We start from the raw sequence: 2345 nt of genomic DNA on the forward strand, positions 1-2345 counted from the left end.
CGCGATGAACGGCCACAGCGGCACCGGGCGGCTCGCGGGCGCCGCGGCCCGGCGGGCGCCCACGTCCTCGGGGCCGCCCCGCTTGGCCAGCGACTCCTTCAGCAGGGCGGCGGCCACCACGTTGCCCGGGTAGAGCTCCAGCACGCGCTGGAAGCCGGGCGCCGCCTCCGTGTAGTACTTCGTGTGGTATCGGGTCAGCGCGGCCTCGAACGCCGAGTCGATCGCGCCCCTGCGCGGCGCGACCCCGGCCTTGGTCAGCGCGCCGGTGATCTCCCTGACGCCGATCATCCTGGCGTCCTTGCCCTCGCCGATGAGCATGCCGATGACGTGGCCGTTCTTGTCGCCGATGACGGGCGCGCCGCGCATGCCGCGCTCGGCCAGGCCGCCCAGCTTGACCGGCTCGTCGACCTTCTTGTTCGGGTCGGCGAACGGCCGGCCGTTCTCGCCCGCGCCGCCGCCCTTGGCCAGGTGGGCGATCTCGACGGTGTTCGCGACGGTCGGGCCCGGCCTGCCGAGGAAGCCCGCGACGCCGACGGGCGCCCCCTCGGCCTCGGGCACCTTGTCGGCGAGCGGGGCGGTGGGCAGGCCGACGCTGCCGACGACCCGGCTCGACGTCATCAGCACGGCCGGGCTGTCGGGGCGTGGCCCGGCCTTGACCAGGTCGGCCTTGAGTCCCTTGGGGTCGGCCGGGGAGACGTTCGGGTAGATCGTGATGTCGGGGGTGATGTCGATGATGCAGGTGGCCTTGGACGACAGCGGCGGGTAGCACTGTTTGAGATGCCGGTCGAGGATCTCGTCCTTGAGCGAGTGCCGCTCGAAGTCGGCGGGGACCTTCACGTCGTGGTGCTCGGCGAAGATCTTGTTGGCCGCGTAGACCGCCACGTCCTGGTCGCTCTTGACCACCCCGGTGAGCGTCACGATCGCGCCCTCGGGATTGACCACGGTGCCCGTGCCGACGCCGATGGGGATGTCGTAGGACCGTTCCACGTGTACGAGGTCACCCACGTGGTCGAGCAGTGTGATCTCCACGTGCGCCTTGGCCTCGACCCGGACCACGGCCGGGGTGACCAGGTCGGTGATGCCACTGGGATGCTCGTGTGCCGTCGCGGGCAGCGCTGGGAGGACTAACGCCGCGACGATCGACACCGCCGCCCCGCCAGCCAGAGGTGTGAGACGCGCCATCGCCGCTCCCGGTATCGCAGGAATTAAAAACAAGGGTCCCAATCACGTGCCGTAAGTCAATAGACGAGCATGTAGACAAGCGCTTGCTTGAGTGGCTAACGTACGCGGATGGGGTACGCGATCGGCGTCGACGTCGGCGGCACCTTCACCGATGTGGTCCTGCGCCACCCTTCGGGCGCGCTCACGGTGGCCAAGTGTTTGAGCACCCACGACGACCCCATCGCCGGGATAGCCACCGGCGTTACGCGCGTGCTCGGCGACCTCGACCCGGCGCTCGTGACCAGGGTGGTGCACGCGACCACGCTCGCCACCAACGCGGTGCTCGAGCGCAGAGGGGTACGTGTGGCCTTCGTCACCACACGAGGGTTTCGGTCGGTGATCCCGCTGGGCCGATATGCCCGGGTTGAGGAGGATCGGTATGATTTGCGCTTCACGCCACCGCCCCCGCCCGTGGCGGCCGGCGACTGCTTCGAAGTGATCGAGCGGGTCTCGGCGCGCGGCGAGGTCCTGACCCCCCTCGACCTCCGGTCCGTACGGCGCGCCGCCCGGGAGATCGCGCGGCGGGGCATCACGTCGGCCGCCGTGTGCCTGCTGCACTCCTACGCCAACCCGGAGCACGAGCGGCGGGTCGCCGCGGTCCTGCGCGAGTCGGTGGAGAACGTCGTCGCCTCCTCGGAGGTGTGGCCGGAGATCCGCGAGTACGAGCGGGCCACCACCACGATCATGTCCGCCTACGTCGGGCCGCTCATGGCGTCGTACCTGTCGCGCCTGGGCGACCGGCTCGCCGCGCTGGGGGTGCGTGCCCCCCTCCACGTCATGGAGTCGGGCGGCGGCGTCATCTCCGCCGAGCTGGCCGCCAGGCGGGCGGTGGCGACGATCGAGTCGGGGCCGGCGGCCGGGGTGCTGGCGGCGGCGGGCACCGGGCTCGGCGACGTGATCTCGTTCGACATGGGCGGCACCACGGCCAAGGCCTGCGTGGTCCGCGGCGGCCGGCCGGAGATCACCCACGAGTTCCACGTGGGCGGCAAGGGCAGCTTCGGCGGGCGGCGCGCGGGGACCGGCGTGCCCGTCAAGACGCCCGCCATCGACCTGGCCGAGGTGGGCGCCGGAGGGGGCAGCGTCGCCTGGCTGGACTCCGCGGGCGCGCTGCGCGTCGGCCCGCG

Annotated in this window: 2 protein-coding genes; one reads left to right on the top strand and one right to left on the bottom strand. The window is 71.8% G+C overall.

The annotated features are described in order from the left end of the window. Positions 1 to 1182: tetratricopeptide repeat protein (locus DQW85_RS24230; RefSeq protein WP_113702336.1), on the bottom strand; the 1182-nt coding region annotated here is incomplete at its 3' end. A gap of 108 nt (positions 1183 to 1290) precedes the next feature. Between DQW85_RS24230 and DQW85_RS24235 the strand changes: the two genes are divergently transcribed. Continuing rightward, on the top strand, positions 1291 to 2345 hold a 1055-nt coding region (locus DQW85_RS24235), incomplete at its 3' end, for a hydantoinase/oxoprolinase N-terminal domain-containing protein (RefSeq protein WP_162795322.1).

Source organism: Nonomuraea lactucae (genome assembly GCF_003313395.1).
Lineage (GTDB): Bacteria > Actinomycetota > Actinomycetes > Streptosporangiales > Streptosporangiaceae > Nonomuraea > Nonomuraea lactucae.